The sequence below is a fragment of the Streptococcus wuxiensis genome (assembly GCF_040888245.1).
Classification (GTDB): Bacteria; Bacillota; Bacilli; order Lactobacillales; family Streptococcaceae; genus Streptococcus; species Streptococcus wuxiensis.
The window spans coordinates 41,421-67,232 of sequence record NZ_JBFNFE010000004.1 but is presented as its reverse complement, the minus strand read 5'-3'; the positions used below and the strand labels follow the sequence as shown (position 1 = coordinate 67,232).

Genomic DNA, 25,812 nt, shown 5'->3' with positions numbered 1-25,812 from the left:
GTAACAAGTGGCTAAGAATTTAAAATTAAAGTTAGCTCGAGTGGAGCTTGATATGACACAAGGTGATTTGGCAGAAGCTGTGGGTGTAACTAGGCAGACTATCGGTTTGATAGAAGCTGGAAAGTACAATCCTACGCTTTCACTTTGCCAATCCATTTGCAGATGCTTAGGGAAAACGCTGGATCAATTATTTTGGGAGGAAGAAGATGAAAAATAGATTATTTTATTATCAATTACTGGATGAAAGAGAAGAGCAACTGATGAATAAAGCGGGGGCTGAAAGTTTCTATATCTCTATAGCTTTCTTGCTTTTATCTTATATGATTGCAGTATTAGCACCAAGTCTTTTTAATCCGAGAATGATTCTCATCATTATCATTATTGGAACTTTTTACTTTTTCGGCCGTGCTCGAGATCTCGGTGTGACCTACTATAGTCGTTTTCATTTTACATTTTTAGGATGCCTGTTATTAACTCTTGTGATTACAGCCATCTTGATGCTACAAAACTACCAGTTTAATATCGAAATTTATCAGCACAACCCTCTACATATTAAGTACATTTATGCATGGGTATTTACTTATATCTTTTATCTTCCTTGGGTATTTATTGGCAACTTAGGCTTGAAAAGTTATGGTGAATGGGCTCAGAAAAAGTTTGAGCAGGATATGGATGAACTTGAGAGTATGGAATAGCTTGTTAGCTTTTTCTCCATCTTGGTAAAATGTGTTATAATAGTACTAATTTATGAGAAAAGAAGAAATTTTTTCTTTTTTTACAAATAAGGAAGAAGGACAGTATATGTACCCAGATGACAGTTTAACATTGCACACAGATTTGTATCAGATTAATATGATGCAGGTTTACTTCGACCAAGGAATTCATAATAAGAAAGCAGTTTTTGAAGTTTATTTCCGCCAACAACCGTTTAAAAATGGTTATGCTGTTTTTGCAGGTTTGGAACGAATTGTGAACTACCTAGAAAACCTGCGCTTTTCTGATAGCGATATAGCTTATTTAGAGTCACTTGGTTATCATGGCGCCTTCTTGGAATATCTCCGTAATCTCAAGTTAGAGTTGACGGTGCGTTCTGCTCAAGAAGGGGACTTAGTATTTGCTAATGAACCGATCGTTCAAGTGGAAGGACCTTTGGCGCAGTGTCAATTGGTTGAAACAGCTCTTTTAAATATTGTCAACTTTCAAACCTTGATTGCGACCAAGGCAGCTCGTATTCGTTCAGTCATTGATGATGAACCATTGATGGAGTTCGGTACACGTCGTGCGCAAGAGATGGATGCAGCGATCTGGGGAACTCGTGCCGCTGTTATTGGTGGTGCCAATGGAACTAGTAATGTGCGTGCTGGTAAGCTCTTTGGAATTCCGGTTTTAGGGACTCACGCCCATGCCTTGGTTCAAGTCTATGGGAATGACTACCAAGCTTTCAAGGCTTATGCCTCAACTCACCGTGATTGTGTCTTTCTTGTAGATACTTATGATACTCTTCGTATCGGTGTTCCAGCAGCCATTCAGGTTGCAAGAGAATTAGGTGACAAGATTAACTTTAAGGGTGTTCGTATTGACTCTGGAGATATCGCCTATATTTCTAAAAAAGTTCGTCAACAACTGGACGAGGCAGGGTTTACTGATGCTAAGATTTATGCATCCAATGACCTAGATGAAAATACCATCCTTAACCTCAAGATGCAAAAAGCTAAGATTGATGTCTGGGGTGTCGGGACTAAGCTCATTACAGCCTATGACCAACCAGCACTTGGAGCAGTTTACAAGGTGGTTGCCATTGAAGATGAAAATGGTCAGATGCGCAATACTATCAAACTTTCAAACAATGCAGAGAAGGTTTCAACACCAGGTAAGAAACAAGTTTGGCGCATCACCAGCCGTGAAAAAGGCAAGTCTGAAGGTGACTACATTACTTACGATGGTGTAGATGTTACTAGTATGACAGAGATTAAGATGTTCCATCCGACCTATACTTACATCAAGAAAACTGTCCGAAATTTTGATGCCGTTCCCCTCTTGGTGAATATCTTCAAGGAAGGTAAGCTAGTCTATGATTTACCAAGTCTGCCTGAAATCCAAGCCTATGCTCGCAAGGAATTTGACAAGCTTTGGGACGAATACAAACGTGTTCTTAACCCACAACATTATCCTGTGGACTTGGCTCGTGATGTATGGCAAGACAAGATGGACTTGATTGATAAGATGCGTAAAGAAGCTCTGGGCGAAGGAGAAGAAGAATGAGTTTGCAAGAGACCATTATCCAACAACTAGGTGTTAAACCAGTCATTGATGCTCAAGAAGAAATTCGTCGTTCCATTGACTTTTTGAAAAAATACCTTAAAAAACATCCTTTCCTTAAAAGTTTTGTATTAGGAATTTCTGGTGGTCAAGACTCGACTTTAGCTGGTCGCCTTGCCCAACTAGCTATGGAAGAAATGCGAGCTGAAACCGGTGATGATTCTTATAAATTTATAGCAGTTCGCCTGCCTTATGGCATTCAAGCTGATGAGGATGATGCCCAAAAAGCCCTAGCTTTTATCCAGCCAGATGTGAGTTTGGTGGTCAATATCAAGGATTCTGTAGATGCAATGGCAGCGGCAGTAGAGGCTACTGGTAGTCTAATGTCAGACTTTAATAAAGGGAATATCAAGGCTAGAAGCCGGATGATTGCCCAATATGCACTCGCAGGAGCTCATAGTGGAGCTGTTATTGGTACTGACCATGCTGCCGAAAATATCACAGGTTTCTTTACTAAGTTTGGTGACGGCGGAGCAGATATTCTCCCTCTTTATCGTCTTAACAAACGCCAAGGAAAACAACTATTGAAGGAGCTAGGAGCTGATCCTGCTCTCTATGAAAAAGTACCGATTGCTGATCTAGAAGAAGAGAAACCAGGATTGGCAGATGAAGTTGCACTCGGTGTAACCTACGCAGAGATTGATGACTACCTGGAAGGTAAGCAAGTAAGCCCAGAAGCCCAAGCAACCATTGAAAAATGGTGGTACAAAGGCCAACACAAACGCCACCTACCAATCACAGTCTTTGATACGTTTTGGGAGTAAAAAAGAAGGAAAAGTGCTGCTTTTCCTTCTTTCTTTTTATAAGTATTAATTAAAATGTTTGAGATATGAAGTGTGGAAAGGTTACTCATCTTGCATAAAATATGATATTGTAACTAATGAATTACTATCAAAATAAGAATCTTTATCAAAATATTTGCAATTTCCTATTGTAATACTATGTATTTTGTAATTCTTAATAAAATAAGGTAATTTTTCATATTTTTTTTCAAGTAATGTTACATTATGAAATCCAATATTTTCAAAAAGCTCTTTTACTTCAGAAGCTTCTTTTGCAAGTAAAATGTCATAATCATCAGGTGGAAGGATATACTGATTTTTTAAAATATCAGTAAGTCGCTCCGAAATTCGTAAACTAACATTTTCAGGAATACTTGAATCACTATTCTCACTGGAGATTATAACTTTCCCTGTTAAAATTCCATAATCATTATAATCTAAAGTAAAACACCAAGTTGAAATTCGACTATTTGAATACACCTCAAAATTAATTAAAGCTTGGTTAATTTCTACTTTTTTAAATCGATTAATTTTATCGATTTCTTCGTGAATTATTCTATTGAACTCTTCTTGATTTAAGAATTCTGGAAATTGAATGGATAAAGACTGTCTAAGCTCCTCGTCTTGTTTCTCTTCAAGACGCTCTTGACTATGCCATGAGTGTATTTCAGCAACAAAATTTACAACTTTACCTGGGATACTAATAACATTAGAAATTCCTGTTATAGTATTATTGGCTACACTAACAACTCCATCGACAGTATTACTAGTTATTTTTGAAGTTTCATCAACAACTACTTTTACGGCTTTTGAAGTCTCAGTAGCAATATCATTTACAACCTTTGAGGATTCATTAGCGATACCGTTTACAACTTTAGAAGTTTCATTGGCGATACCATTTACAACTTTAGAAGTTTCATTAGTAACGTTATCTACAAATTTAAAGAAATCATTTAACATAAAACAATACCGTTAATCAAAATAAAGCAAATCTTTGCTAGTACTTGTAAACAGATCGAAACCATCTTTGGTAACAACACCGCAGTCCTCGATACGAACACCGACTTTACCAGGGATGTAGATACCAGGCTCAACTGAGAAGCACATGCCTTCTTCGATTACCATGTCGTTTCCTTCCATGATGGATGGGAATTCGTGGACGTCCATACCAATACCGTGGCCGAGACGGTGGTTGAAGTATTCACCGTAGCCAGCTTTTTCAATCACTTCACGAGCTGCGCGGTCTACTTCATGCGCAGTCACACCAGGTTTGATAAAGTCAAGGGCAGCTTGTTGAGCTTCCAGAGTCAAGTTGTAAATGTCTTTCTTGAATTGATCAGGTTTACCGACAGCGACTGTACGAGTCATATCTGATGCATAACCATTCACCATTACACCGAGGTCAAAGAGGAGAAGGGCATTGTTTTCAACCTTATTGGCTCCAGGAATACCATGAGGGTTTGCAGCGTTATCACCTGTCAAAACCATAGTATCAAAACTCATTTCATAGCCTTCGCGTTTCATGGCAAAATCAATCTGTGCGATAATATCAGTTTCCGTATTATCAAGAGAGATATTGTCAAAACCAACTTTGACAGACTTGTCTGCATAGACACCTGCTACCATCATCTTTTGAACTTCGTCAGCTGACTTGATCAAGCGCATACGCTGGATTAGTGGAGTCAAGTTTTCAAATTCAGCAGTTTCAAAGACAGATTTTAAACCATGGTATTTAGTCAAAATAAGGTTGTCAAACTCAACTGCGACACGTTTGAAATCAAGTTGTGGCAAGGCGTTTTGGATTTTTTTCCAAGGGTTTTCAGAGTCTACATAACCAACAACCGGGAATGAAACAGTGCTAGTTGCTCGCTCAACTTCAAGGGCTGGGACAAAGAGAAGTGGTTCCTGGTCTCCAAGGACAAAGAGGAACATTTGACGTTCGTGTGGATCACTGTAAAAACCAGTGAGGTAATTGATAGTGACGGGGTCAGATACGACTGCGACGTCTAACTTTTCAGATTCGAGATATGTTACAATTTGTTGTAATTTAGACATATGTTACCTTCTTTCTACCCCTCTATTTTTGCAAAAATTAGTAGAAAATGCAAGAGAGAAGGGGAAAAGAGCCTAAAAAAATTCCAACAGCTAATAGCATGTTGGAATAGAAAGATCAGTTGAATTCTGCCTTACTTTTCACATCGCTGTATTCTTCAGCAACTTCTTGGCTAAGAATATCTTCATAAGCTGGCAGAACAATGTCGTGACCATATTTTTTCTTGAGTGCAGTAGTGACCAAGCGATAGGCTAAGTTTGCATTACGAGATAAGATAGGTCCGTGGAAATAAGAGCCGAAAACATTTTTATAGTGAACACCTTCACCGATCTTTTCTTCATTATTTCCATTTCCGTATACGACCTGCCCGAGTGGTTTTTGGTCATCTGAGAGGAAGGTACGGCCTTGGTGGTTTTCAAAACCATAATAGGTTTCATCAAATTCTTCGTTATGAATTTTAATGTCCCCAATAAAGCGGTTGTTAGTTTGGTTGAGGGTGTAGTGTCCCATGACACCTAGACCTTCGATACGTCTTCCAGAAGCTTCGATATAGTATTGACCCAATAGTTGGAAACCACCACAGATAGCAAGGACGACACCGTCATTTTGGATAAAGTTATCGATACTTTCTTTTTTAGCAGGCAAATCACCAGCAATGATACTTTGTTCAAAGTCTTGGCCACCACCGAAAAAGGCAATATCGTAGTGATGTTCATCGAAATCATCATGAAGCGAAACGATATCAATTGTTACATGTGCACCCAGCTTTTCAGCGACGTACTTGAGCATGAGGATGTTTCCATTATCTCCGTAGGTGTTCATGAGATTCCCATAGAGGTGGGCGATATTTAGTTGGTAAGGATAATTGCCGTCTTTTGAGGAAAGTGAAGTATAAACCATTAGTTCATCTCCTTTCTAACAAGCTGACGATTGGCAAGTAATTCTCGGAATTCTAGCATAGCCGTATAAGTCGCAAGGATATAGGCATGCTTGCAGTCTTGAGCTTCGATTGTTTTGAGAACTTGTTCCAGGCTACTTGTTTCAGTGATCTTGTCAGCTGGATAGCCAGTAACACGTAGACGACGAGCAATTTCAGAATGACGAACTCCACCCGCATTGATTTCAGGAATGTCCATATCCGTAATTTGCTCAAAGTCAGCATCCCAAATCCAGCTGGTATCAATCCCGTCTGCATAGTTGGCATTGAGGAGAACAGATAGACTAAATGGATAAGGAGCTAGCTTGATCATTTCGATGGCCTGGGTAGCACCAACAGGGTTTTTAATAAGAACCAGTGTGCATTCCTTGTCACCGATATGGAAGGTTTCTTGTCGTCCAAAGACAGCACGACTCTTGTCAAATCCTTGTTTAATCAGTTGAGAATCAGCGCCTAGGTAACGAGCGATAGCAACTGCAGCAAGAGCATTGTAGATGTTGTAGAGACCACCGATTTGAATACCATATTCCTGACCATCAATAACAAAACGAGAACGATTGTTAGTCAACTCAACCAATTCTGTCAGACGGTAGTCCAAGTCAGGACGCTTGCATCCACAATTTTCACAGATATAAGCTCCCAAGTTAGCATAAGTGTTGAGCTCGTATTTCAGAATACTTTGACATTCAGGGCAGAGGATACCTTCAGTATTGTAGTGAGCAAGTTGCGCTGGACCTTTTTCTAGATCAAAACCAAAATACTGAACAGGATTTGAAATTGCAGGCTTGTAGAAAAGCGGACTATCACCGTTTAGCAGAACAGTAGCAGTAGGAACTTTTCGAATAGCGTCCAAAATCATGTTGTAGGTCGTATAGATCTCACCGTATCGGTCCATCTGATCGCGGAAGATATTAGTGATAACGAAAAGACTAGGCTGGATATAGTCACAGATATGTGAGAGACTAGCTTCGTCGATTTCAAGTACTGCTATATTTTTTCCAGTTTTTGAAGATTTTGCAGTCAAGAAAGTAGTCGTAATCCCTGTGATCATGTTGGCACCACTTGGATTGGTTAACACTTGACCATAAATTTCCTTTAGGATACCGACAGTGAGAGCGGTTGTCAAGGTTTTTCCATTGGTACCAGTTATCACAACAATCTCGTAGTTCTTCGCTAAATGTTGTAGAATATCTTTATCAAATTGAAGGGCGAGTTTTCCAGGTAGCGTACTTCCACGGCCAAGACGGCTCAAAATAAAGTGAGAAGAACGCCCAGCAAGAAGGCCCAAAGTAGTTTTTAATTTCATGTTTCTATTATATCATAAAAGCCAGAAAAGATAGATTTGAGATTTTGGATAAAAAAACAACCCTAAGGAGGTTGTTTTTTCATAAGTGTATCTTAGCTTAAATCGCAAACAAGTCATTCAAGTTTTCAGCCAATGTTGGGTGAGTGAAGATTTGTTTTGTGAAGTAAGTGTATGGGATTTTGTTGTCCATAGCAACAGTAATAATGTTGATGATTTCTTGTGATCCTTCTGAAAAGATAGTTGCACCTAGAATTTCTTTAGTTTCAGTGTTGACAACAGCTTTGAAGGCTCCACGAAGATCTCCATTCACATGACCACGAGGCATAGCTGCAACAGGGATTTCCTTAACAGCGTATGGAAGTTTCAAATCAGCTGCTTGACTTTCAGTCAAACCAACTTGTGAAAGTGCTGGTGTGATAAACATAGTGTTTGGAACATTGAGACGGTCTTCAAGTGTGTAGCTGCCATCACCAGCAAGGTAGCTGTAAACAACACGGAAGTCATCTAGTGAAATGTAGGTAAATTGAAGTCCACCGTTGACATCTCCAACTGCAAAGACACCAGGAACATTTGTTTGACAATGTTTGTCCACCTTAATCGCACCACGTTCAGTTAGTTCAATGTCTGTATTTTGAAGTTGAAGTGGTTCTACATTTGGTTTACGTCCTGTTGCGTAGAGAAGGGCATCGAAACGGTAGGTTTCATTCTCTGTCACGACAAGAACTTGATCACCATCGTTTTTGATTTCAGTAGTATGGATATTTTGAAGCAGTTCAATGCCGTCTTCTTCCATGTATTGTTTAGCAAGAGCAGCAATAGAAGGTTCTGCGCGAGGTAGGAAAGTATCTAGAGCATCTAGGACTGTTACCTTGCTTCCAAGTTTATTGTAGAGACCAGCAAACTCAAGACCGATATTTCCACCACCAAGGATTCCGAGTTTTTCTGGTAATTGTTCCAAGTTTTGGATACCAGTTGAATCAAAGACATTCTTGCTAGTAGATAGTCCTGGAATAGGCAAAACGTTTGAAACAGCACCAGTGTTGATGACGATTGTTTCAGCAGTTAGTTCTTGTTTTTCATCACCAACTTGAATTTCGATGACTTTATTAGACACAAAGTGGGCTTCAGCATCAATGATATCAACTCCAGTACCAGCAATCGTAGCATAGTTTTTACCATTGAGGCGTGTAGTAACAGTGTTTTTAGTAGCCATGACCTCGTCAAATGACAAGTCCTTCTCTGCGGCAACTAACAAGGTTTTAGTTGGAATACAACCGATGTTGATACAAGTTCCACCGTACATAGCCTTGTTGCGTTCGATAAGGGCAACTTTTTTACCAGCAGAAGCCAGTTTGGCAGCAAGAGTTTTACCTGCCTTACCAAATCCAATAACAATTAAATCGTATGTTAACATTTTTAAATCCTCCTGTTTGATTTTCATTCTAGCACAAGAAAAAAACTTTTGCACAAATCTGCTACGGGAAAAAAAATTCAAACAAAATAGTCTCGAGAATGCTTTGATAAAATCGACTTCAAAAGATAGAAAAATCGTTTACATGACTTAATCAGGAGGTTAGACTATCTTTTGAACTTCTCTTGTGTTATACTAGATAAGTTGCAAAAAAGCAGTACTTTTTCTTTAGTGGAAAAGAAGCAACACGGTCTTTCATAAAAGATATGAAAGTACGTCATGACAAGAAAAGTATAAACTAAGCGCTATAGGATGGCTTCGCACCATCTTTAGAAAGAAGAATAACGTGAAATTTAATGAATTTAATCTTTCTGCGGATTTGTTAGCAGAAATCGAAAAAGCAGGATTTGTAGAAGCAAGTCCTATCCAAGAGCAAACCATTCCTTTGGCTCTTGAAGGGAAAGATGTTATCGGACAAGCTCAAACCGGTACAGGGAAAACTGCAGCCTTTGGCTTGCCAACCCTTGAAAAAATTCGTACAGAAGAAGGAACCATTCAAGCTTTGGTCATTGCACCAACCCGTGAACTAGCTGTACAAAGTCAGGAAGAACTTTTCCGCTTTGGTCGAAGCAAGGGTGTAAAAGTCCGTTCTGTTTATGGTGGTTCAAGTATCGAAAAACAAATCAAGGCACTTAAATCAGGAGCTCATATCGTAGTTGGAACGCCTGGTCGTCTCCTAGACTTGATCAAACGCAAGGCCTTGAAACTACAGGACATTGAAACTCTTATCCTTGACGAAGCAGATGAAATGCTGAACATGGGATTCCTTGAAGACATCGAAGCAATCATCTCTCGTGTACCAGAAAATCGTCAAACCTTACTCTTTTCAGCAACCATGCCAGAAGCTATCAAACGCATCGGGGTTCAGTTCATGAAAGAACCAGAGCATGTGAAGATTGCTGCCAAAGAATTAACAACAGAACTGGTAGACCAGTACTATATCCGTGTAAAAGAACAAGAAAAATTCGACACCATGACTCGTCTCATGGATGTTGATCAACCTGAGTTGTCTATTGTCTTCGGTCGTACCAAACGTCGTGTAGATGAGTTGACTCGTGGACTTAAAATCCGTGGTTTCCGTGCAGAAGGGATTCATGGAGATTTGGACCAAAACAAACGTCTTCGTGTCCTTCGTGATTTTAAAAATGGCAACCTTGATGTCTTAGTTGCAACAGACGTGGCTGCTCGTGGTTTGGATATTTCAGGTGTGACTCATGTCTACAACTACGATATCCCACAAGACCCTGAAAGTTACGTTCACCGTATCGGCCGTACAGGTCGTGCTGGTAAGTCAGGTCAGTCTATTACCTTCGTTTCACCAAATGAAATGGGTTATCTCCAAATCATTGAGAACTTGACTAAGAAACGCATGAAAGGTCTTAAACCTGCAAGTGCAGAAGAAGCCTTCCAAGCTAAGAAGCAAGTAGCTCTTAAGAAAATCGAACGTGATTTTGCTAATGAGGAGATTCGTAGTAACTTTGAGAAGTTTGGCAAGGATGCTCGTCAATTGGCCTCAGAATTCAGTCCAGAAGAATTGGCTATGTATATTTTGAGTCTTACGGTTCAAGACCCAGATAGTCTTCCAGAAGTTGAAATTGCGCGTGAAAAACCTTTACCATTTAAACCATCTGGTGGTGGCTTCGGTGGCAAAGGCAAGGGTGGTCGAGGAGGCCGTCGTGGAGACGACCGTAGAGACCGTGAACGCCGTGGCAATGGCCGTCGTGATGACTATCGTAAAGGTGGACGTTCAAAGGATCGCTTTGATAAAGAGAAGCGTTACCGTAAGGACAATAAAAAACCACGCAATACTTCAAGCGAAAAGCAAACAGGCTTTGTTATTCGTAACAAAGGAGATAAATAACAAAAAAAGCGATTCACTAAGGTGAATCGCTTTTCTATATAAGGAGACCGAGAGTCATATGAAAAGTAATACGAGAAGTTTGTATTTATAAATTTGTTATCTTGTAATATTATCTTATCAAAAAAATAAAATACTGTCAATAAGAAAATAATAAAAAAATAGGAAAAATTTTCGAATACACTTGAATTGCAATTCAATAAACAATTTTCAGATAATTGTTGAAAAAGTCAGAATTTTATGATATAATGAAAGCGATTATATGCGAGGTAAAAAATGGCACATTTATTAGAAAAAACAAGAAAAATCACATCAATTTTAAAGCGTTCGGAGGAGCAATTACAAGATGAGCTTCCTTATAATGCCATTACACGTCAATTAGCAGATATTATTGACTGTAACGCTTGTATTGTGAATAGCAAGGGTCGTTTGTTGGGCTACTTTATGCGCTACAAGACTAATAATGACCGAGTAGAGCAATTCTTCCAATCAAAGACTTTTCCAGAAGATTATGTGCAAGGTGCGAACATGATCTATGATACAGAGGCCAATCTTCCAGTAGAGCATGATTTGACAATTTTCCCAACTGAGAGTCGTTCTGATTTCCCAGATGGTTTGACAACAATTGCTCCAATCCATGTCTCTGGTATTCGCTTGGGTTCATTGATTATTTGGCGCAATGATAAAAAGTTTGAAGAAGATGATTTGATTCTGGTTGAGATTGCCAGTACAGTAGTAGGAATTCAACTCTTGAACTTCCAACGTGAAGAAGATGAGAAAAATATTCGTCGTCGTACGGCTGTAACTATGGCGGTCAATACACTTTCTTACTCTGAACTTAGAGCAGTATCGGCTATTCTAGCTGAATTAAATGGTAATGAAGGTCAATTAACAGCTTCAGTCATTGCTGACCGTATCGGTATCACTCGTTCTGTAATTGTTAATGCTCTTCGTAAACTCGAATCGGCAGGGATTATTGAGAGTCGTTCTCTTGGTATGAAAGGAACTTATCTCAAAGTTCTCATTCCAGATATTTTTGAAGAAGTGAAAAAGAGGGACTATTAATGGCTAAGGCTTTAATTTCTATTGACTATACAGAAGATTTTGTAGCGGACCATGGGAAACTGACTGCGGGAGCTCCAGCTCAAGCAATATCTGATGATATATATGGGGTGACCCAAAAGGCTTTTGAACGTGGAGATTATATCTTTTTTACCATCGATGCTCATGAAGAAAATGATGTTTTTCATCCTGAAAGTAAGCTGTTCCCGCCTCATAATATTATTGGGACTAGTGGACGAAACTTGTATGGCAAGTTAGCAGACTTTTATCATGAGCATGCTGATGATAGTCGTATTTTCTGGATGGACAAACGTCACTATTCGGCCTTTTCTGGAACAGATTTGGATATTCATCTCAGAGAGCGTAGAGTAGATACAGTCATTTTGACAGGAGTTCTTACAGATATCTGTGTCTTGCATACAGCCATTGATGCTTATAATCTTGGTTATCAGATAGAAGTTGTGAAACCAGCAGTTGCATCCATTTGGCCTGAAAATCATGCCTTTGCACTTGGACATTTCAAGAATACACTTGGTGCGAAATTGGTTGATGAAAATTTGCTTGAAATTACAGAATAATACATTTCAAGATGAAAAAATCTGAAAAAAGTGTTGACAATTTTTTTCAAAGTTGATATACTAGTAAAGTAATCGACGCGGGGATGGCGGAATTGGCAGACGCGCAGGACTAAGGATCCTGTGACCGCTTTAGGTCGTGAGGGTTCAAGTCCCTCTCTCCGCATAATAGTGAGCTAGCTTTGGCTAGCTTTTTATTTTTCATCAAAAAGAGCAAAAATATTTTTGCTCTTTTTTTGGTATTTCATAAACATTTCATATTTGAATATTATAATGGTTTTACAAATATGGAGGTGCTATATGAATCCCACTCAAAGAGCTTGGGCTTACGTCAGTAGAAAACGACTGAGAAGTCTCATATTATTCTTGATTCTATTTGTCTTATTGGCTGGAATATCGGCTTGTTTGACGCTTATGAAGTCCAACAAAGCAGTAGAAAATAATCTCTATCGCTCATTGAATACGTCTTTTTCGATTAAAAGAATAGAAGTAGATCAGACCTTTCAACTGTCTCAACTAGATGACCTTAAAAAAATAAAAGGTCTTGAGAAGATTTCACCTGAGCTAGAAACAATAGCCAAGTTAACTGACAAAGAAGTTGTTACTGGAGAACAAAGCATCCAAAGGGATGATTTGACAGAGGCTGAAAAAAATCTCATCAGTTTGATAGCTTTAGAAGATTCTTCCAAGGATGTTTCTTTTACAAGTTCCGCCTTTAGTCTTAAAGAAGGAAGACATCTCGAAAAAGGGGATCGTAAAAAAATCTTAATCCACGAAGATTTAGCCAAGAAAAACAATCTAAAAGTAGGAGATCAGATAAGCTTAAATCCTGCTCAAGTAGAAGGAAATAGTGGACAAAGGCTAGACTATGAAATCGTCGGTATTTTCTCAGGTAAGAAGCAAGAGAAATTTACCGGTCTATCATCAGACTTTAGTGAAAACACGGTCTATACAGACTACGAAAGTAGCCAAAGTCTTCTTGGAAATAAGGAAGCTCAAGTTACTGCCGCTCGTTTCTATCTAGAAAATCCAAAAGATATGGATAGTATCATTCAAGAGGTTGAAAAGTTATCTCTGGAAACTAAAGGTTATCAAGTCGAGAAGGAAAATAAGGCTTTTGAACAAATCAAGGATTCAGTTTCGACCTTCCAAACCTTCCTACAGATTTTCCTCTATGGCATTATGATTGCTGGTGTAGGAGCGCTGATCTTGGTCTTGTCACTTTGGTTACGAGAGCGAGTCTACGAGGTTGGGATTTTATTGGCATTAGGTAAAGGGAAAATAGCAATCTTTAGCCAATTCTGCCTGGAAGTCATCCTAGTTTCATTGGCATCTATTCTGCCAGCATTTGTGGCTGGGAATGCTATTACTTCCTATCTCTTGAAGACTATTCTAGCAAGTGGCGACCAAGCTGCCCTACAAGATACGCTAGCAAAAGCAACGAATTTTTCAACAAGTCTTTTATCATTTGGAGAATCTTATATCTTCCTACTTATAATCAGCTGCTTGTCAGTTGCACTTTGTTTCCTATTTTTATTTAGAAAATCACCGAAAGAAATTTTATCATCCATCAGTTAATAAAGGAGAAATCATGACTTTACTACAATTACAAGATCTTACTTATCGTTACAAAAACACTGCAGAAGCAGTATTATATAAAATCAATTACGATTTTGAACCAGGCAAGTTTTATAGTATTATCGGAGAATCAGGAGCTGGAAAGTCAACACTCTTATCTCTATTAGCAGGGCTCGATAACCCAGTCGAAGGTGCTATCCTATTCGAAGGCAAGGATATTCGTGAACAAGGGTATTCTTATCACCGAATGCACCATATCTCACTAGTTTTCCAAAACTATAACTTGATTGATTATCTTTCCCCATTGGAAAATATCCGCTTGGTTAATAAAAAAGCTAGCAAGGATACCCTTCTTGAACTTGGTTTAGATGAAAGTCAAATCAAGCGGAATGTTCTCCAATTATCAGGTGGACAGCAACAACGGGTTGCCATTGCTCGTAGTCTTGTATCGGAAGCACCAGTGATTTTAGCAGATGAACCAACTGGAAACTTGGATCCTAAGACTGCTGGAGATATCATCGATTTACTCAAATCTCTTGCTGAGAAAACAGGTAAGTGTGTGATCGTTGTGACCCACAGCAAGGAAGTAGCACAAGCATCAGATATTACACTGGAATTGAAGAATAAGAAATTGACTGAAACAAGGAAAAATAGTAACTAAAACTTTTAAACATATTAAAAACGGAAGTAAATCTAGAAAGGAATCTTATGTTACACAACGCATTTGCCTACGTCACAAGAAAATTTTTTAAGTCTATTGTGATCTTTCTTATCATTCTCTTGATGGCTAGTTTGAGTTTGGTCGGCTTATCAATCAAGGGTGCGACAGCCAAGGCTTCTCAAGAAACCTTTAAAAATATCACCAATAGTTTCTCCATGCAAATCAACCGTAGGGTCAATCAAGGTACTCCACGTGGTGCTGGGAATATCAAGGGTGAAGATATCAAAAAAATTACCGAAAATAAGGCCATTGAATCCTACATCAAACGGATTAATGCTATCGGTGATTTGACAGGCTATGAACTGATTGAAACGCCTGAAACCAAGAAAAATCTAACTGCGGATCGAGCTCAACGTTTTGGAAGTAGCTTGATGATAACAGGGGTTAATGACTCTTCTAAAGAAGACAAGTTTGTGTCAGGCTCTTACAAACTGGTCGAAGGAGAACATTTAACAAACGATGACAAATACCAGATTCTCATGCACAAAGACTTGGCTGCTAAACATGGCTGGAAGGTTGGAGATAAGGTCAAACTGAACTCCAATATCTACGATGCAGATAATGAAAAAGGAGCCAAGGAAACAGTAGAAGTAACGATCAAAGGACTTTTTGATGGACACAACAAATCTGCTGTAACCTACTCACAAGAACTCTATGAGAATACAGCTATCACAGATATTCACACAGCAGCACAACTCTATGGTTATACAGAAGATACAGCTATTTATGGAGATGCTACCTTCTTTGTGGCTGGAGATAAGAATCTAGATACTGTCATGCAAGAACTAGGATCTATCAACGGCATCAACTGGAAGATGTATAGCTTGATTAAGAGTTCATCTAACTATCCTGCCCTTGAACAATCTATCTCAGGCATGTACAAGATGGCTAATCTTCTCTTCTGGGGTAGCTTGAGCTTCTCTGTTCTTCTACTTGCTCTCTTACTGACACTATGGATTAACGCCCGTCGTAAAGAGGTTGGAATCCTCCTTTCAATTGGTCTAAAACAAGCAAGTATTCTAGGACAATTTATCACAGAAGCAGTTATGATTGCAATTCCAGCACTAATTTCAGCTTACTTCCTAGCCAACTATACTGCTCGTACTATTGGAAATACAGTTCTCGCAAATGTCACATCAGATGTGGCTAAGCAAGCTAGTAAGGCAGCCCAAGCCTCTAATCTTGGTGGTGGTGCAGAAGTTGATGGCTTTAGCAAGACTCTTTCAAGTTTGGATATTTCCATTCAACCTTCTGACTTTGCTATTATCTTTGTACTTGGCTTGGTTCTAGTGGTACTAGTTATGGCACTTGCTTCAAGCAATCTCCTCTTTAAACAACCAAAAGAACTCTTGTTGGATAGTGAATAAAAAACATGCTACCTATTCTCACTCAAATGAGATATAATATAGGTAGCATTTTTGATAGAAAAGGATTTATATGAAAATTCTAATTGTAGAAGATGAAGACATGATCCGCGAGGGAATTAGTGATTATTTGACGGATTGTGGCTATGAAACCATTCAGGCAGCAGATGGCCTTGAGGCCTTAGAACAATTTTCGAATCACCAAGTTGCCTTGGTTCTCTTAGATATTCAAATGCCGAAACTCAATGGTTTAGAGGTTTTGTCAGAAATCCGAAAAAGTAGCCAAGTTCCGGTCTTGATGTTGACAGCCTTTCAGGACGAAGAATATAAGATGAGTGCCTTTGCTGCATTAGCAGATGGTTATTTGGAAAAGCCTTTTTCTCTATCTTTGTTAAAAGTACGAGTGGATGCTATTTTCAAACGTTATTATGATGTAAGTCGTATATTTACCTATGGGGATACTCAGGTAGACTTTGACAGTTATAGCGCTAAAGTAGCTGGTCAAGAAGTTGCAGTGAATGCAAAAGAACTGGAAATTTTAGACTATCTGGTTAAAAATGAAGGTCGAGCCTTAACACGGTCGCAGATTATCGATGCTGTATGGAAGATGACAGATGAGGTTCCTTTTGACAGAGTGATTGATGTCTATATAAAGGAACTACGGAAAAAATTGGATTTAGACTGTATTCTTACCGTGCGCAATGTTGGTTATAAATTGGAGAGAAAATGAGACGTTCAGGTTTATTTAAAAAAATTTTTATCTATACCTTCTCGGTATTTTCTACCTTGGTCATTTGTTTGCATTTGGCCATCTATTTCCTCTTTCCTCCGACCTATCTCAGTCACCGTCAGGAGAGCATAGGGCAAAAGGCTACAGAAATTGCCCAGTCTCTCCAAGGCAAAGATAGTCAAGCTATTCAGGAAGTCCTTGAACTTTATTCTAAAAGCAGTGATATTAAGGGAGCTGTTAAGGGAGAGATGACTCAGGATAAGTTGGAAGTCAATGATAATCTTCCCGTTGATAAACAACGACAAACAGCCTCCTTGGTTATTGAGGAAAGAGAAGTTCAAACTAAGGATGGTCAGACCATGACCTTGCAGTTTTTAGCTTCTATGGATTTGCAGAAAGAAGCAGAAGACATCAGTCTGCAATTTTTGCCTTATACGCTATTAGCGTCTTTCATCATTTCGCTCCTCATCGCCTTTATCTATGCTAGAACCATTGTTGCTCCTATTTTGGAAATCAAACGAGTGACTCGACGGATGATGGATTTGGATGCAGAAGTGAGGTTGCGCGTGGATTCTAAGGATGAAATTGGTGATCTTAAAGAACAAATCAACAGCCTTTATCAGCATCTCTTGACTGTGATTGCAGATTTGCATGAAAAGAACGAGGCCATTCTCCAGCTGGAAAAGATGAAGGTTGAGTTTTTACGAGGTGCTTCCCACGAACTGAAAACACCTCTAGCTAGTCTAAAGATTCTTCTGGAGAATATGAAAGCCAATATTGGACGCTATAAAGATCGTGACCATTATCTGGGAGTTTCTTTGGGTATCGTGGATGATTTGACTCACCACGTTCAGCAAATCTTATCCCTTTCTTCAGTGCAAGAATTGCGAGATAAGAAGGAAGAAATCAACCTTCTTGAAATGACAGATTTTCTCTTAAAGGATTATGATTTATTAGCCAAAGAGAGGGAAATTTCAGTTGTGAATCAACTGACTGACCAACAAACTTATCTAAATCCTTCGGTACTAAAGCTGATTCTTTCCAATCTTATCAGTAATGCTGTGAAACACTCTGTTCAAGGTGGTTATTTAAAAATTGGGACAGAAGATGGCTGGGTTTTCATTGAGAACGCCTGTACACCTGAGGAGCAAGATAAGTTTGAACAATCCTTTACAGTATCTAGTCGACAAAGTAAGGGAGCTGGTTTGGGACTATTTGTAGTTAAAAGTTTATTGGAAAACGAAGAAATTGACTATCGATTTGAACGCTATGAAGACCACTTAGCCTTTTATATGAACCTACCCAAAGACCTGTAAGATTAGGACTTTGAGGAGAGTTCCATATTTTTAGATAGAAGAAATTCAATCTAAACTACAGGAAAAACTAGATTTTTTTGTCAAAAAGTGATAAAATGAACAATGTAAATGGGATATCCCATAAAAATATACAGGAGGCCTGATAAAATGGCAATCGTTTCAGCAGAAAAATTTGTCCAAGCAGCTCGTGACAACGGTTATGCAGTTGGTGGATTTAACACAAACAACCTTGAGTGGACTCAAGCTATCTTGCGCGCAGCAGAAGCTAAAAAAGCTCCAGTTTTGATCCAAACTTCAATGGGTGCTGCTAAATACATGGGTGGTTACAAAGTTGCTCGCAACTTGATCGCTAACCTTGTAGAATCAATGGGTATCACTGTACCAGTAGCTATCCACCTTGACCACGGTCACTACGAAGATGCACTTGAGTGTATCGAAGTTGGTTACACTTCAATCATGTTTGACGGTTCACACCTTCCAGTTGAAGAAAACCTTAAATTGGCTAAAGACGTAGTTGAAAAAGCACACGCTAAAGGTATCTCAGTAGAAGCTGAAGTTGGTACTATCGGTGGTGAAGAAGACGGAATCATCGGTAAAGGTGAATTGGCTCCAATCGAAGACGCTAAAGCAATGGTTGCAACTGGTATTGACTTCTTAGCAGCTGGTATCGGTAACATCCACGGTCCTTACCCTTCAAACTGGGAAGGTCTTGACCTTGACCACTTGCAAAAATTGACAGAAGCTCTTCCAGGCTTCCCAATCGTATTGCACGGTGGATCAGGTATTCCTGATGACCAAATCCAAGCAGCTATCAAACTTGGTGTTGCTAAAGTTAACGTTAACACTGAATGCCAAATCGCATTCGCTAACGCAACTCGTAAATTTGCTCGTGACTACGAAGCAAACGAAGCAGAATACGACAAGAAGAAACTCTTCGACCCACGTAAATTCTTGGCTGACGGTGTAAAAGCTATCCAAGCATCAGTTGAAGAACGTATCGACGTATTCGGTTCAGAAGGTAAAGCTTAATCTAGCTGAACAATACAAAACGAAACCCGCCTGTGAAGGTGGGTTTTTTGTGTTTACAGAAAACTTCTTTTATCGCACATAAAAAAGCAAAAATAACTAGAAGTTTTTTGCTTTTTGTTTTAAGAACTAAATATTATTTCTTGTCTTTTGAGTTCATTAAGGCTGCAACAACTGTTGCCCCAATAATTGGTGCAAGAGAACCAATTATTCTAGAAGCATTTTTAACAGTAGAAGTGGTTGCAATTAATGAAGATGCTTCACTAATTTGTTCAAAATCTACTGATTTATTCTCAGACACCGCATATTTTTCTGATTCATCAAAAAAATTTAGCAACAACTCTGCTCTATCAGCTCTGTCTTGATCAGTAGTTTTTAAATTTTCAATTTCAAAATCTATTACGGTACGTAATGCAATATAGTGGAGTTTTGTTAATCTACTTTTTTGAGTTTCAAGATTACTGATGGTTTGTTTAGTAACTCCTATAAGATTGCTGAGATCTGAACTTGTCCAATTCAAAATTTCTCGAATAGCTTTTAAGTTATTTTGTAGAATTGCTCTTGTATCTTCTGTTGATGGATATTTTTCTTTTAACATATCTTTTACCTATAATTTTCTACTTCTATTATAACAAAAATAAAATAAAATTTAAATAGTTGACTACTCAAAAATATTTTATTTGATAAAAAATAAAATATTTGTTAAAAATACTTGACAAGTATAATATTCTATATTATACTGTATCTAATAAAAGTAGAAGGGATTTAAATTATAAGATTGGTTATTACAAAGTATAAAATAAAGAGGAATTTATAATATTGTCTTCTTTATGATTAACAGTAAAACTATTTATAAAAAATAAAGAGGAGTTTTTTTATGGATATTCAATTGGCGTTTATCTTATTGTTAATTTCTTTGTGTTTCTTTCTATTGGTTAGAAAGAACATAATTACTAAAAAGTTTACGGAATTTTTGATAAAAAATAGATGTCCAGAACTGGACTTCTTAGAGTCTAGTGAATTCAGTGTTTTAGAATGTGCAAAAATATTGAACAAAAAATATAAAATTGGTTTGATTAATTCATATATTGTGGTTAATTCAATAAAAGTAGGTTAATATAAAATAAATGGGTAGTTATAATGGATGAACTTGTAAAAAAAATAGCAGCTTTTGGTTTACCTGGCGTAGTATTAATGATAGCAATGAGTGCGACAGGATTAGCAGGTGGGGCAGCATTGACAACAGCCTTAGCTGCACTTGGACCTTTTGGAATGATAGGAGGAATAGTTCTTTTAGCAACTATTGGTTTATTAGCCGATAAAATAGCGGAGTTAGGTTATGAAGAAGTTACAAAGCTTGTTCTTAAAGAACATCTTAAAACATCTTCTAAGGAAGAAGCTATTGAATTGGTTAAAAAATATCCTATTACAAAATCTATGAAATTAAAAATAATTGACTACATTGAAAATTTTAATGAAAATTAAAAAGAGGTAATATTATGGCAAAACTATACGAATGTAGAGAGTGCTTACAACAGTTTACAAAAAAGGAAATTGATTGGGAAGCTAGTGATGAAAGATATGAAGATTACTACTGTCATGACTGTTCAAGGTTTCTAGAACAATGTGGTATTGATGCGATGGATCCTGATGGATTTGGATACGATGATTATGGTAATTGGGATCAAGAACGTTTAGGTTTTTAGATTTTTTACTTACTACAATAGATATGTTTTTATCTTATTTAACAAACTAACCCACCTGTGAAGGTGGGTTTTTTGTTTCTGGATATAGACAGATTATACTGGAAAATTCTTAAACTTAAGTTGCTAAAAGAGTCTAATTTTTGTACAATAATGCTATGAAAATACTGAAAAAATCAGCCCTTGTCCTTCTTAGTTTCCTTATCTTGTTTTTAGTAGGGACATTTATCTTTCATCGTATCAGCTTAAAAAAGGAACAAGCCTCTCTAACTCCTATGGGTAAAACTGTTCTCGTTAATGGGCACAAAATTAATGTCTACGTTGAGGGGGATGGTCCAGAGACAATAGTAGTTCTATCAGGTGCTGGAATTGCTTCACCTATATTAGACTTTAAGAATCTAACAGATTCCTTATCAAAAAAATATAAGGTAGTCATTGTGGAGCGGGCTGGCTATGGTTATAGCGAGGATAGTAATCAGTCCAGAGATGTGATGGAAGTTTTGTCTGAGACACGTCAAGCTCTATCACAAGCAAATATATCAGGACCTTTTATCATTCTGTCTCATTCCATGGCTAGTCTTGAAAGTCTGGCTTGGCAGGAAAAGTATCCTGATGAAGTGAAAGCCTTGGTTGGTCTGGATTGGGCATTACCAGCAAGTTATGAGGATTTAAAGGATAATCAGGCCTTGCTTTCTGTTGCTTATTGGAGCAGTAAGATTGGCTTATTACGCTATTTTCCTGAGTCCTTTTATATAAAAAATCCAACTCTGACTGAAGCTGAACGACAACAATATAAATTACTAGCATATAAGCAGTTGATGTCACAAGCCATGCTTCATGAATCCCGTTTGGCAAAGGGAAATGCCAAGAAAGTTCCATCTAGCATTAATCCGAAAATTCCAGCCTTACTCCTGGTTTCTAACGGTGAAGGCACGACCTTTAGCCAATCAGAATGGCAGCATTATGCAGAGAAATTTTCTAGTGACCAGTCTAATGTTCAAGTCATCTATATGGACGCGCCTCACGAACTTTATCATTATCAAAGTCATGAAATAGTTTCTCAGATTGAAGATTTTTTAAAGAGTCATTGATGGTTTAGAGATCGTTTTAATTTTAGACTGCTGACAATAATTGAAAGGTAATGACTTATGAATAATTCTTATATTTTACTTAGACATGCTCATTCAAAATTTTCAAGTGATGATTTTAATAGAACTTTGTCAGAAAAAGGATTTTCATCTCTTGACCAGTTAGAGTTTTTGAATTCTTTTAATATTGATCATTATTTTTCTAGTCCTTATAAACGAGCATTTGAAACGATTAATAGCTCGCCAATTCAATTTGATAAAATAGTTCTTGATAATCGGTTACGAGAGCGAAAATTATCTTCAACCTTTATAAAAGATTCTGAGTTTGAAGACAGTATTAAATATTTATGGCAAAATCCCAGTGAATCTCTTTCAGGAGGGGAATCAAATCAAGATGCACTAGCTAGAGTACTAAATTTTTTAATGGAATTGGAAGAGAGATACTCAGAAAAAACGATTTTACTTAGTTCACACGGGAATTTGATAGGAATACTACTACATCATTTTGATTCCAGTTTTGATTATGAAAAATGGGAGCAGATGACCTTTCCAGATTGTTTTCTAATTGATAGAAATGGGATTGTGAAAAGAATTATGAAAGATTAGTTCTTTGATTAAATAGTGATTCTTATTGATCAAAATAGTTTGCCTTTTTACAATTCGTAGCCTGCCCCTAATGGCAGGTTTTTTGATGTTTTAAGGAAACTATTAAACCAGAATTTCTGATTCAAAAGCATTATTTTAAGAGAGAAATATCTAATTTCATAATCTATAAGCAAACGCTTGCATTCCTTTTTTTATTGGATTATAATAGGTTGGTATAAATCCTTCTGTAATAATATTGAGAAGGTGTAGAAAGTAAGGATTTAGAATATTTGTAGTCAAAAATACAATGTTGTTTCTTACTAAAGGGAGATAGATATGGCAATGATAGAAGTGCAACATCTTCAGAAAAATTTTGTGAAGACTGTTAAGGAACCGGGCTTGAAGGGAGCTTTGCGCTCCTTTATTCATCCTGAAAAGCAGACCTTTGAAGCGGTCAAGGATTTGACTTTTGAAGTTCCAAAGGGGCAGATTTTAGGTTTTATCGGGGCAAATGGAGCTGGGAAGTCAACAACCATCAAAATGCTGACAGGGATTTTAAAGCCGACATCTGGTTTTTGTCGGATAAACGGCAAGATTCCGCAGGACAATCGCCAAGATTATGTCAAGGATATTGGAGTGGTCTTCGGACAACGAACTCAGTTATGGTGGGATTTGGCTCTGCAAGAGACCTACACGGTCTTAAAAGAGATTTACGATGTGCCAGACTCGCTTTTTCATAAGCGCATGGACTTTTTGAATGAAGTCTTGGATTTGAAGGACTTTATCAAGGATCCCGTGCGGACTCTTTCGCTTGGTCAACGGATGCGAGCAGATATAGCGGCTTCCTTACTTCATAATCCCAAGGTTCTCTTTTTAGATGAGCCGACTATTGGTTTGGATGTGTCGGTCAAGGATAATATTCGACGCGCTATCACTCAGATCAATCAGGAGGAAGAGACAACAATTCTCTTGACCACTCACGACCTGAGTGACATTGAGCAACTCTGTGATCGGATTTTTATGATTGACAAGGGGCAGGAGATTTTTGATGGAACGGTTAGCCAGCTCAAGGAAACCTTTGGCAAGATGAAGACTATCTCCTTTGATCTGGTGCCAGGTCAAAGTCATCTCGTATCTCACTATGAAGGCTTTTCGGATATGACCATTGATAGAAAAGGAAATAACCTGACTATTGAATTTAATAGTTCCCGCTACCAGTCAGCTGATATTATTAAGCAAACCCTGTCTGATTTCGAAATTCGCGATTTGAAGATGCTGGATACGGATATTGAGGATATTATCCGTCGCTTCTATCGAAAGGAGCTCTAAGATGGTCAAATTGTGGAGACGTTACAAACCCTTTATCAATGCAGGAATTCAGGAATTGATTACCTATCGAGTCAACTTTATTCTCTATCGGATTGGTGATGTCATGGGGGTTTTTGTGGCCTTTTATCTCTGGAAGGCTGTCTTTGATTCTTCGCAAGAGTCCTTGATTCAGGGCTTCAGTATGGCAGATATCACTTTCTACATCATCATGAGTTTTGTGACCAATCTGTTGACCAGGTCGGATAGCTCCTTTATGATTGGGGAGGAGGTCAAGGATGGTTCCATTATCATGCGTTTGTTGCGACCAGTGCATTTTGCGGCCTCTTACCTCTTTACCGAACTTGGCTCCAAGTGGTTGATTTTTATCTCTGTTGGACTGCCATTTTTAAGTGTCATTGTTTTGATGAAAATCTTATCTGGGCAAGGTATTGTAGAAGTGCTGGGATTAACTGTCCTTTATCTCTTTAGCTTAACTCTGGCTTATCTGATTAACTTTTTCTTTAATATCTGCTTTGGATTTTCAGCTTTTGTGTTTAAAAATCTATGGGGTTCCAACCTACTCAAGACTTCAATAGTGGCCTTTATGTCTGGAAGTTTAATTCCCTTGGCTTTCTTTCCGAAAATCGTTTCAGATATTCTGTCCTTATTGCCTTTCTCATCCTTAATTTACACTCCGGTCATGATTATTGTTGGGAAATACGATGCCAGTCAGATTCTTCAAGCACTTTTGCTTCAGTTTTTCTGGCTTATAGTGATGGTGGGCTTGTCTCAGTTGATTTGGAAACGAGTCCAGTCATTTATCACCATTCAGGGAGGTTAGGATGAAAAAATATCAACGCATGCATCTCATTTTTATCAGACAATACATCAAACAAATCATGGAATACAAGGTAGATTTTGTGGTTGGTGTGCTGGGAGTTTTTCTGACTCAAGGCCTGAACCTCTTGTTTCTCAATGTGCTCTTTCAACACATCCCCTCGCTAGAAGGCTGGACTTTTCAAGAAATCGCCTTTATCTATGGATTTTCCTTGATTCCCAAGGGACTGGACCATCTCTTTTTTGACAATCTCTGGGCTTTAGGTCAACGACTAGTTCGAAAAGGGGAGTTTGACAAGTATCTGACTCGTCCTATCAATCCTCTCTTTCACATCCTCGTTGAGACCTTTCAGATTGATGCCTTGGGTGAACTTTTGGTCGGTGGAATTTTACTAGCGACAACGGCGACTAGCATTGCTTGGACTCTTCCAAAATTCCTGATTTTTCTAGTTTGTATTCCTTTTGCGACCTTGATCTATACTTCCTTAAAAATCGCGACAGCCAGCATCGCTTTTTGGACCAAGCAGTCAGGTGCCATGATTTACATTTTCTATATGTTTAATGATTTTGCCAAGTACCCGATTTCTATTTACAATTCGCTCCTTCGTTGGTTAATTAGCTTTATTGTACCTTTCGCCTTTACAGCCTACTATCCTGCCAGCTATTTCTTGCAGGACAAGGATGGACTCTTTAATATTGGTGGTTTGATTCTGATTTCCCTTGTCTTCTTTGTCATTTCTTTGAAACTATGGGACAAGGGCTTAGATGCCTACGAAAGTGCGGGATCGTAAGAGATAATATAGGATGAGATTTAAAAATTAAGTATGTTACAAACAACCGTTGAAAATTATTGCGGTTGTTTTTGCATGTTTATGAAGACATAAATTCTATCCATACCACTTTTTGCGATTTTGGTAGTTATTCCAGTTGATTGATAATATTTTTGATGGTAGGAATGAGTCTATATTGTACCCAGTTAACTATAATATTTATCGATTAGATCATTTGTTAACATGGATTAAAAAAAAAATTAACCCGCGTTAATTTCTCTTGACTTAAATTTTTTTAATTGATATACTATTTTTCAGAGAGCTAACAATTATATATAAATGTACTACTCTATTTCCTAGATAATACTTAGTAAAACTTTTTATAACAAAGGCTAGCAAAGTTAAAGTTTTCTATCTATTGGA

Annotated in this window: 27 protein-coding genes and 1 tRNA gene; 22 read left to right on the top strand and 6 right to left on the bottom strand. The window is 38.0% G+C overall.

Annotated elements, in window-relative coordinates:
- Positions 1-7: 7 nt before the first annotated feature.
- The 4 genes from AB2B47_RS05865 (at position 8) to nadE (ending at position 3,083) form a co-directional block, all read left to right on the top strand.
- Positions 8-217 carry a helix-turn-helix transcriptional regulator gene (locus tag AB2B47_RS05865; protein ID WP_320693851.1) on the top strand — a complete coding sequence of 70 codons (210 nt, stop codon included), beginning with the start codon at positions 8-10 and terminating at the stop codon, positions 215-217.
- Positions 207-695 carry a DUF6773 family protein gene (locus tag AB2B47_RS05860; RefSeq protein ID WP_320693850.1) on the top strand — a complete coding sequence of 163 codons (489 nt, stop codon included), beginning with the start codon at positions 207-209 and terminating at the stop codon, positions 693-695. Before AB2B47_RS05865 ends, AB2B47_RS05860 begins: the two co-directional genes overlap by 11 nt.
- Positions 696-801: 106 nt before the next feature.
- Entirely contained in the window at positions 802-2,262 is a 1,461-nt protein-coding gene (locus AB2B47_RS05855; RefSeq protein WP_320693892.1) for a nicotinate phosphoribosyltransferase, read from the top strand.
- Positions 2,259-3,083 carry an ammonia-dependent NAD(+) synthetase gene (nadE, locus tag AB2B47_RS05850; protein WP_254724372.1) on the top strand — a complete coding sequence of 275 codons (825 nt, stop codon included), beginning with the start codon at positions 2,259-2,261 and terminating at the stop codon, positions 3,081-3,083. The genes AB2B47_RS05855 and nadE overlap by 4 nt, the downstream gene beginning before the upstream one ends.
- An 81-nt stretch (positions 3,084-3,164) precedes the next feature.
- On the opposite strand, the gene AB2B47_RS05845 is transcribed toward nadE, so the two are convergent.
- The 5 genes from AB2B47_RS05845 to AB2B47_RS05825 all read right to left on the bottom strand — a co-directional run bounded on the left by AB2B47_RS05845 (position 3,165) and on the right by AB2B47_RS05825 (position 8,811).
- On the bottom strand, positions 3,165-4,061 hold the full coding sequence (locus AB2B47_RS05845; RefSeq protein WP_254724371.1) for a hypothetical protein: 897 nt from the start codon (positions 4,059-4,061) through the stop codon (positions 3,165-3,167).
- Positions 4,062-4,073: 12 nt separating this feature from the next.
- Entirely contained in the window at positions 4,074-5,156 is a 1,083-nt protein-coding gene (locus tag AB2B47_RS05840; RefSeq protein WP_303942374.1) for a M24 family metallopeptidase, read from the bottom strand.
- 115 nt (positions 5,157-5,271) lie between these two features.
- Positions 5,272-6,054, bottom strand: coding sequence for a lipid II isoglutaminyl synthase subunit GatD (gene gatD, locus AB2B47_RS05835; RefSeq protein ID WP_320693849.1), 783 nt, complete (start codon positions 6,052-6,054; stop codon positions 5,272-5,274).
- Positions 6,054-7,397 carry a lipid II isoglutaminyl synthase subunit MurT gene (murT, locus tag AB2B47_RS05830; protein ID WP_320693848.1) on the bottom strand — a complete coding sequence of 448 codons (1,344 nt, stop codon included), beginning with the start codon at positions 7,395-7,397 and terminating at the stop codon, positions 6,054-6,056. Before murT ends, gatD begins: the two co-directional genes overlap by 1 nt.
- 97 nt (positions 7,398-7,494) lie before the next feature.
- Positions 7,495-8,811: an FAD-containing oxidoreductase gene (locus tag AB2B47_RS05825; RefSeq protein ID WP_320693847.1), complete on the bottom strand. Its 1,317-nt coding sequence runs from the start codon at positions 8,809-8,811 to the stop codon at positions 7,495-7,497.
- Between the two features lie 343 nt (positions 8,812-9,154).
- Here AB2B47_RS05825 and AB2B47_RS05820 point away from each other — a divergent pair, with 343 nt between their 5' ends.
- From AB2B47_RS05820 to AB2B47_RS05775, 10 genes are all read left to right on the top strand, one after another.
- On the top strand, positions 9,155-10,729 hold the full coding sequence (locus AB2B47_RS05820; protein ID WP_320693846.1) for a DEAD/DEAH box helicase: 1,575 nt from the start codon (positions 9,155-9,157) through the stop codon (positions 10,727-10,729).
- A gap of 273 nt (positions 10,730-11,002) precedes the next feature.
- Entirely contained in the window at positions 11,003-11,791 is a 789-nt protein-coding gene (gene codY / locus AB2B47_RS05815; RefSeq protein WP_016466100.1) for a GTP-sensing pleiotropic transcriptional regulator CodY, read from the top strand.
- A complete protein-coding gene (locus AB2B47_RS05810; protein ID WP_006152045.1) occupies positions 11,791-12,366 on the top strand; it encodes a cysteine hydrolase family protein in 576 nt (191 codons plus the stop codon). The genes codY and AB2B47_RS05810 overlap by 1 nt, the downstream gene beginning before the upstream one ends.
- 77 nt (positions 12,367-12,443) lie before the next feature.
- Positions 12,444-12,529: transfer RNA gene (locus AB2B47_RS05805), tRNA-Leu, on the top strand.
- A 134-nt stretch (positions 12,530-12,663) separates the two neighbouring features.
- Positions 12,664-13,941 (top strand): ABC transporter permease, encoded by a 1,278-nt coding sequence (locus tag AB2B47_RS05800; RefSeq protein ID WP_320693845.1) that lies wholly within the window; start codon positions 12,664-12,666, stop codon positions 13,939-13,941.
- Positions 13,942-13,954: 13 nt separating this feature from the next.
- A complete protein-coding gene (gene vex2 / locus AB2B47_RS05795; protein ID WP_006151874.1) occupies positions 13,955-14,602 on the top strand; it encodes an ABC transporter ATP-binding subunit Vex2 in 648 nt (215 codons plus the stop codon).
- A gap of 47 nt (positions 14,603-14,649) precedes the next feature.
- The gene (vex3, locus tag AB2B47_RS05790) at positions 14,650-16,029 is read left to right on the top strand and encodes an ABC transporter permease subunit Vex3 (protein ID WP_036753491.1); all 1,380 of its coding nucleotides are present in this window, start codon (positions 14,650-14,652) and stop codon (positions 16,027-16,029) included.
- Positions 16,030-16,099: 70 nt separating this feature from the next.
- Entirely contained in the window at positions 16,100-16,756 is a 657-nt protein-coding gene (gene vncR / locus AB2B47_RS05785; protein WP_314944142.1) for a response regulator transcription factor VncR, read from the top strand.
- On the top strand, positions 16,753-18,072 hold the full coding sequence (gene vncS, locus AB2B47_RS05780) for a sensor histidine kinase VncS (protein ID WP_320693844.1): 1,320 nt from the start codon (positions 16,753-16,755) through the stop codon (positions 18,070-18,072). The genes vncR and vncS overlap by 4 nt, the downstream gene beginning before the upstream one ends.
- Before the next feature lie 147 nt (positions 18,073-18,219).
- Positions 18,220-19,101: a class II fructose-bisphosphate aldolase gene (locus tag AB2B47_RS05775; protein WP_004252450.1), complete on the top strand. Its 882-nt coding sequence runs from the start codon at positions 18,220-18,222 to the stop codon at positions 19,099-19,101.
- 133 nt (positions 19,102-19,234) lie between these two features.
- Here AB2B47_RS05775 and AB2B47_RS05770 read toward each other — a convergent pair whose 3' ends face one another.
- Positions 19,235-19,696: a helix-turn-helix transcriptional regulator gene (locus AB2B47_RS05770; protein WP_320693843.1), complete on the bottom strand. Its 462-nt coding sequence runs from the start codon at positions 19,694-19,696 to the stop codon at positions 19,235-19,237.
- Between the two features lie 279 nt (positions 19,697-19,975).
- Here AB2B47_RS05770 and AB2B47_RS05765 point away from each other — a divergent pair, with 279 nt between their 5' ends.
- From AB2B47_RS05765 to AB2B47_RS05730, 8 genes are all read left to right on the top strand, one after another.
- The gene (locus AB2B47_RS05765) at positions 19,976-20,215 is read left to right on the top strand and encodes a hypothetical protein (RefSeq protein WP_006148166.1); all 240 of its coding nucleotides are present in this window, start codon (positions 19,976-19,978) and stop codon (positions 20,213-20,215) included.
- A gap of 23 nt (positions 20,216-20,238) precedes the next feature.
- Entirely contained in the window at positions 20,239-20,583 is a 345-nt protein-coding gene (locus AB2B47_RS05760) for a hypothetical protein (protein WP_004252453.1), read from the top strand.
- Between the two features lie 14 nt (positions 20,584-20,597).
- Positions 20,598-20,804 (top strand): hypothetical protein, encoded by a 207-nt coding sequence (locus tag AB2B47_RS05755; RefSeq protein ID WP_004252454.1) that lies wholly within the window; start codon positions 20,598-20,600, stop codon positions 20,802-20,804.
- A gap of 155 nt (positions 20,805-20,959) precedes the next feature.
- Positions 20,960-21,892 (top strand): alpha/beta fold hydrolase, encoded by a 933-nt coding sequence (locus AB2B47_RS05750; RefSeq protein ID WP_320693842.1) that lies wholly within the window; start codon positions 20,960-20,962, stop codon positions 21,890-21,892.
- Between the two features lie 57 nt (positions 21,893-21,949).
- Complete coding sequence (locus tag AB2B47_RS05745; RefSeq protein WP_036753482.1) at positions 21,950-22,495, top strand: histidine phosphatase family protein; 546 nt, start codon at positions 21,950-21,952, stop codon at positions 22,493-22,495.
- Between the two features lie 315 nt (positions 22,496-22,810).
- On the top strand, positions 22,811-23,803 hold the full coding sequence (locus AB2B47_RS05740; protein ID WP_320693841.1) for an ABC transporter ATP-binding protein: 993 nt from the start codon (positions 22,811-22,813) through the stop codon (positions 23,801-23,803).
- Between the two features lies 1 nt (position 23,804).
- Positions 23,805-24,623: an ABC transporter permease gene (locus AB2B47_RS05735; protein WP_223333240.1), complete on the top strand. Its 819-nt coding sequence runs from the start codon at positions 23,805-23,807 to the stop codon at positions 24,621-24,623.
- A gap of 1 nt (position 24,624) precedes the next feature.
- A complete protein-coding gene (locus tag AB2B47_RS05730) occupies positions 24,625-25,410 on the top strand; it encodes an ABC transporter permease (protein ID WP_223333237.1) in 786 nt (261 codons plus the stop codon).
- Positions 25,411-25,812: the final 402 nt, after the last annotated feature.